Annotated in this window: 1 protein-coding gene and 5 pseudogenes; all 6 read right to left on the bottom strand. The window is 73.8% G+C overall.

Translation table 11 applies throughout. The annotated features are described in order from the left end of the window. Nucleotides 1–256: 256 nt before the first annotated feature. The 6 genes and pseudogenes from wrbA to DEJ48_RS39530 all read right to left on the bottom strand — a co-directional run bounded on the left by wrbA (nt 257) and on the right by DEJ48_RS39530 (nt 4,081). Nucleotides 257–872, bottom strand: a pseudogene (gene wrbA, locus DEJ48_RS41210) (NAD(P)H:quinone oxidoreductase). Between the two features lie 440 nt (nt 873–1,312). Then, nucleotides 1,313–1,402, bottom strand: a complete 90-nt coding sequence (locus DEJ48_RS40885) for a hypothetical protein (protein WP_263399496.1) — start codon at nt 1,400–1,402, stop codon at nt 1,313–1,315. Between the two features lie 271 nt (nt 1,403–1,673). Then, nucleotides 1,674–1,751, bottom strand: a pseudogene (locus DEJ48_RS40880) (DegT/DnrJ/EryC1/StrS family aminotransferase); the annotation flags it as partial. A 245-nt stretch (nt 1,752–1,996) separates the two neighbouring features. Further along, nucleotides 1,997–2,068, bottom strand: a pseudogene (locus tag DEJ48_RS40875) (hypothetical protein); the annotation flags it as partial. Between the two features lie 304 nt (nt 2,069–2,372). Beyond that, nucleotides 2,373–2,681: pseudogene (locus DEJ48_RS40990) on the bottom strand (cupin domain-containing protein); the annotation flags it as partial. 213 nt (nt 2,682–2,894) lie between these two features. Then, nucleotides 2,895–4,081, bottom strand: a pseudogene (locus DEJ48_RS39530) (type III polyketide synthase). Nucleotides 4,082–6,000 lie beyond the last annotated feature (1,919 nt).

Below are 6,000 nucleotides of genomic sequence, written 5' to 3'. Positions count from 1 at the left end.
GGGGACGATGCCCCGAAGGCCGTTGTGCTGCCGGGGACGGACCCGCCCACCAGCCGACGCCCGAGGCCCGTCGGCCCGGCAGCCGAGGGCCGGTGGGAGAGGGCAACCGCGGCTGGTGCCGGGCCGGTTGGGCCGGCCCGGCGGGCGGGTGGACGCGGGCGGTGTGTCCTGCTTTCGCCGGCGCGTTTTGCCGGGACGCGGAGGCGTCCCGGTCAGGGTGCGACGGGGCGCGGCGGGGGCCGGCGGGCTGGTGGGGTCAGGCGCGGCGCGTCCCGTTTGAGGGCGCGGCGACGTCGGTCACGCGCCGGGCCTGGTAGGCGGCGGCCTGCAACGTCACCTCACTGGGCGCCACCTGATTGCCCGGCGCCCCCGCCACATGCGAGGTGCCATACGGGTTGCCGGTCTGGAACTGCACCGGATCGGTGTAGCCGGGCGGCACGATCACCCCGCCCAGTGATAGAACGTGTTGCCAGCGCCAAAATCGTCGACTCCTGACCCCCGTGCAGCGTACTGCTCGACGTGAACGCCGAATACACCTTCCCCGCCAACTTCCCCTGCGCCCACAACGGACCCGTCGTCTCGATGAACGCCCGCAACTGACTGGACGGATTACCGAACCGCGCGGCGTCCCCCACAACACCGCATCCGCCCACACCAGATCCTCATGCACCGGCTCAGGAACCTCCGCATGCTCGGCCCGGTAGCGCTCCCAGGCCGCATTGGCCGCCACCGCCGCCGCCGGCGCCGTCTCGGCCACCCGCCGCACCCGCACCCGCCCCCGCCTTCTCCGCCCCCTCCGCCGCCGCATGCGCCAACGCATGCACATTGCCCATCGCACTGTAATAAACGATCGCCACGTTCACGGTTGTCATGACTGGGTTCCTTCGTGTGTGCGGGGTGGGTGGGGCGGCCCGGCGGCCCGCCCGGAACGGCCCGGGGGCCGGGGGCGGGGGGGCGGGGGTCACGGCGTGGTGCGGGCGCGGTTCAGGGCTGCGGGTGGGCGGCCGGGCGTTCATGCGGTGGTGGTCGGTGGGTGCGCAGGCGGTGCGCAGGGCGGCCACGACGCGTTCGACCTGGCCGGTGGTGAGTTCGGCGTGCATGGGATGGCCAGGTGGCGGTGGAAGAGGTCGGCGGAGACGGGGCAGGTCTGCTTGGTCTCGAAGACCGGCTGCAGTGGTGGCCCAGGTGCCGTGGCCGCAGCCGATGCCCTGGCCGCGCAGGTCGGCGGCGAGGGCGCGCGGTCGATGCGGTCGTCCAGGCGGACCAGGTAGGACTGCCAGGCGTGGTGCGGTCGTCGGGGACCTGGGCAGGGTCAGCAGGTCCTCGTCGGCCAGGAGCGCTGGTAGTGGGCGGCGACCGCGGCGCGGCGGGCCAGGAGTTCCTCGATCCGGCCGATCTGCACCTGCAGGATCGCGGCGGCGATGTCGGAGAGTTTGAAGTTGTAGCCGACCTCGGTGAATTCGGGACGGGCAGGCCCACGACCTTGGACTGGTCGAAGATGCTGCCGATGCCGAAGGAGGAGCGCAGCCGGGCGTCGGCGGCCACGGCGGCATCGGTGGCCACCAGGGCGCCGCCCTCGCCGCTGGTGGCGCCCTTGCGGCCGTGGAAGGACAGCAGGCGACCTCGGCCAGGGCGCCGGCCTGGCGGCCCTGGTAGGTGGCGCCGACCGCGCAGGCGGCGTCCTCGATGAGGAAGAGGCCGTGCCGGTCGGCCAGGGCCTGCAGTTCGCGGTAGTCGGCGGGCAGGCCCACGGTGTCCACGGCGATGATGCCGACGTCTTGGGGCCGATCAGGTCGGCGGCCGCCTGGGGGTCGATGGTGTGGTGTCGGGGCGTACGTCGCGAAGACGGGCACCGCGTCGAGGTAGCGCACCGCGTGGCGGGGGCGGGAAGGTGTAGTCGGCGACGATGACTTCGTCGCCGGCCGGACGCCGAGGGCGAGCAGGCCAGGTGCAGGGCGGCGCCGCAGTTGCTGACCGCGACGGCGTGGGCGTCGTAGCGCCGGGAGAGCTGGGCTTCCAGGGCTTTGCCCTTGGGGCCCTGGCCGGCGGGCCAGCCGGAGGCGAACACCTCGGCGACGGCGGCCAGTTCCTGCTCGCCCAGGCTGGCGTGGACCAGGGGATGGGGTGGGGGTGGTCATGTGCTCACTTCCCGTTGTCCGCGGTGGCGGGCGGCTGGTAGCGCAAGGGGTGATTCCTGGACGTCGTAGCGCTTGCGCATGTCTTCGACGGCGGCCGCATCGACGGTGGTGCCGGCGTGCCCAGATCTCGGCGATCTCTTCGAAGTAGTGCTCGTGGTCGGGCGAGGGATAGCTCTGGAAGAGCATCCGCACCGGTTTGTCGGTGGCGTTGCGGAAGGCGTGCGGGGTGCCGGGCGGCACGAACATGCAGCCGCCCTCGGCGGCGCGGATGACGCGTTCGCCGGTGGCGGACTGCCAGTGGTGCCAGGTGTCCCCGGTGCGTTCGGTGGGCTCGAAGCACAGCAGGTCCAGCTCGCCCTCCAGGACGTAGAAGAACTCCTGGGACTCGTGGTGGACGTGGGCGCCGACATCGAAGCCGGGCGGCACGACCACCTCGAAGATGGAGATGGCCGAGCCCTGCGCCTGGGTCGCCTTGAAGGTCACTTCCTGCGCCGGTGTGATCAGCTTGCGTCCCCCACCGGGCGGGAGGATCAGGGCAGTCATGTGTCGGGTTTCCTTCTTTCGGACGGGACCTCTCGCGTGCGCGGCCCGGAACGGTGCGGGGGCGCGGGGTGCGGGGGTGTGGTGGTGCCGGGGTGCGGTGGTGCCGGGTGCGGTGGTGCCCGGGGCGTGGTGCCGGAAGGTGGCGCGGGGATGCCCGGCCCGGACACGCCGGGCGTGGTGGTGCCCGGCCCGGACGTGGTGACCGGTCGGCCGTCAGGCGACCCGGCCCGGGCGCGGTGACGGCCGGCCGTCAGGCGCGGTGGCGGGCCGGAAGGCAGGCCCCTGGGGCAGCCGCCGGCGGTGACGGATCGGCCGGCAGGCGGGTGCGGCGGGCGGGTCAGCCGGCGGCGGGCTGTCGCTGTTCCAGCGGCCCAGGGCCATCTCGGCGGTGATGCCGGGGCCGAAGCCGGCGATCAGGCCGGTGGCGTCCGGCATCGGGGTGTCCTCTTCGAACAGGCGCAGGGCGGCGTCCAGGACGACGGCGCTGGCGATGTTGCCGTACTCGGTCAGCGTCGACCAGCTGTGGCGGAAGACCTTGCGGTCCACGTCCAGGAACTTGGCCAGGTCGTTGAGGATGCGCGGGCCGCCGGCGTGGATGATGTAGAAGTCGAGGTTGGAGGCGTCCCACCGGTGGCCGGCGGCGAACTCGCGCAGCACCGGGGCGAGCGGCTCCATGGTGCCCGGCACCCGGCGGTCCAGCTGGAAGTGGAAGCCGGTGTCGCGCACCGAGTAGGAGATCCAGTCCTCGGTGTGGGGGATGAGGTAGGAGGAGTTGCTCTCCAGTTCGATGCCGGTGCCGCCGCGGCCGCGGACCACGGCGGCCGCGACCGCGTCGCCGAACAGTCCGTCGGACAGCAGGGAGCCGATGTCGTCCATGTCGGGCTGGTAGCACAGCGAGCACAGCTCGCAGGAGACGATCAGGACGTTGCTGCCGGGGTGGGCCAGGCAGAAGTCGTGGGCCCGGTTGATGGCGGCGCCGCCGGCCGCGCAGCCCAGCTGGGCGATGGGGATCTGGCGGGTGTCGGAGCGAAAGCCCATCTTGTTGATGAGCCAGGCCGTCACGAGGGCATGAGGAACCCGGTGCACGACACGTAGATGATCGCGTCGATGTCGCGGGCGTCGACCTCGGCGTTGGCCAGGGCTTCCTCGACGACCTCGGGGGTGCGCTTTTTCGACTCGGCCTCGTAGATGCGGTTGCGTTCGGTCAGGCCCGGGTGTTTGAGGGTCTGCTCGATGGGCTGGACGATATGCCGCTTCAGCACCCCCGTGTTGCGGATCAGCCGCAGGGCCAGGGGAAGCTGCGGCTTCCCGGCGTGGACCCGCTCGGCGAATTCCAGCGTCTCTTCGGCCGTGATGACGTTCTCCGGCACACGCACCGACGGCTTGCATAGCCTGGGCATATCGGGAATCCACTTTCTCTAGAGTCTGCCTTCTGCACGTGACTGAAGCGCTCGCGCACTCCCGGCGGCGCCGCCCGGGCGGGCGGCGGCAAGAACAGCGGTGACATCGCCTGCCGTGCCGCCTTCGCCGGGCCCGCGCCGGGTCCGCGCCGGGGCGCGGAACCAGGGGGTGCGGGCGCCGGGGAAGGCGGCACGAAATGAACGGCGGGCCCCCCGCCTCCTCCTTGGCCCTCCCGCCCAACTGCCTGCACGCCCGGCCCGGCCCGGCCCGGATGAGGTCGGCCGGCAAGCGGCCGGCCCGGACTGACCGGGCGGATGGGCGAGGGCGGAGGACGGGCGCAAGGAGGGCAAGCGGACGCGGAAACAGTGGCGGGCGCAAGGGGGGGCAAGCGGATGCGGAAACAGTGGCGGGCGCAAGGGGGGGCAAGCGGACGCGGAAACAGTGGCGGGCACAGACGCGCCGGAGGAATCAGAGCAGGGTGGCGGCCGTGCGGGCGCACGACGCCGCACCGCGCCGCACCGCCGTGCGGGCGGGCGCGTCGCGGGCAACTCGCCGGGCGCGTGGACGCGGTGGGGCCGCTCACGCCTGGGCCCCTCCCCCGGCCGGCGCACGCCGCCCGCCCGCAAACCGACCGGCCCCGACGGCTCCCGCACCCGACCGCGCACCCCGCCCCTGGCGTGCGCTGGGCCAGGGCCGACGGCACCTTGTCCACTCAGTTGCCGTGGACAGGGGGTGCACCGAGCGCCGGCGCCGGGAAAAATGCCCCCGGCGTGGCCTGCCGGGCCGCCGACATCACCGCCTGCGGGCGCGGAAATTACCGTGGGAAAAAGGCGAGCCGCAAAGACGTGAAATCGGCTTAGCCCCTGGAGGGGTGGCGGGATGTGATGCTCAACCTGCCGCCGTGGTAACGGATTTGGGCAGGGAAGTCGTGCGGAAATAGTGACACGGATTCCGTCCCCGCACCAAGAGCCCCTGAAAGTGACGTAGGTCACGGCGCCGGTGGCGGGGGCTCCCGGGCGGCGGGCACGCCGCGCAGGGCCCGGATGTGAATCCGCAGGCCGGATACACCGGCCCGGAGCGGGCACCGGAAGGCGCCCGAGGGGGCCGGGCGGCCGCGCGGGGCGGCACACCCACGCCCGCCCAACTGGCCCGCACCGCAGGGGACATGCGGCCCGCCACCCCCTCCCCCGGCCGCATCCCCGGCCGCGCCCCCGGCCGCATCCCCGGCCGCGCCCCCGGCCGCGTCCCCGGCCGCGTCCCCGGCCGCTCCGGGCGAAGGCCGCGCCCGGCCCGCCCGGGCGGCGTCCGCAACCCGGATCGCGCGGCCCCTGCTCCCGGCCGCGCGCTACGGCCACCCGCCCCGGGTGCAGGCGACGGCCGGCCCGCGCAGTCCCCGGCACGAGGGCGGGGCACTGCCGGCGGGAGGTGCGACGGGCAGGGGGCGTACCGGCGTGGGGCAGCGCCGGCACGCCGTAGGGCCGACGCGAGGCAGTACCCGGCATGGCGCGTCGGCGACACGGGGCCCGGCGTGGAGCGGGCGCCGATGCGAGGCGTTACGGGCAGCAGGCGGTGCCGGAACAGGGCGTTGCCGGCACAAGTCCGCACCCGGCATGAGGCGTTGGCAGCAAGGAGCCGGCGGCGTTACGGGCAAGGGGCGTTGCCCACGTGGGGCCTTCGGGTGCGTGTGTGTGTGTGGGGGGCGTGGTCCTGGCTGCGGGCCGGGGGCCGTTGGCGTGCACCCGTGCGGTTCGGGGCCGGGTGCGGTTCGGGGACCGGGTTCGGGTGCACCCATGCGGTTCGGGCGCCGCGTCCTTGCCCGGCAGGCAGACAGTGGTCTTCGGCCTGCCCGGCAGTGGAGCATCCCGCCCGCACTCCTTCCTCCTCCCGCGCCGTGCGGGCACTCCTGCCCCGCAGGGGC

This window comes from Streptomyces venezuelae, from assembly GCF_008642315.1.
Taxonomy (GTDB): Bacteria; Actinomycetota; Actinomycetes; order Streptomycetales; family Streptomycetaceae; genus Streptomyces; species Streptomyces venezuelae_D.
Note: the sequence above shows the minus strand (reverse complement) of the source record. Positions and strands in the feature narration are given on the sequence as shown.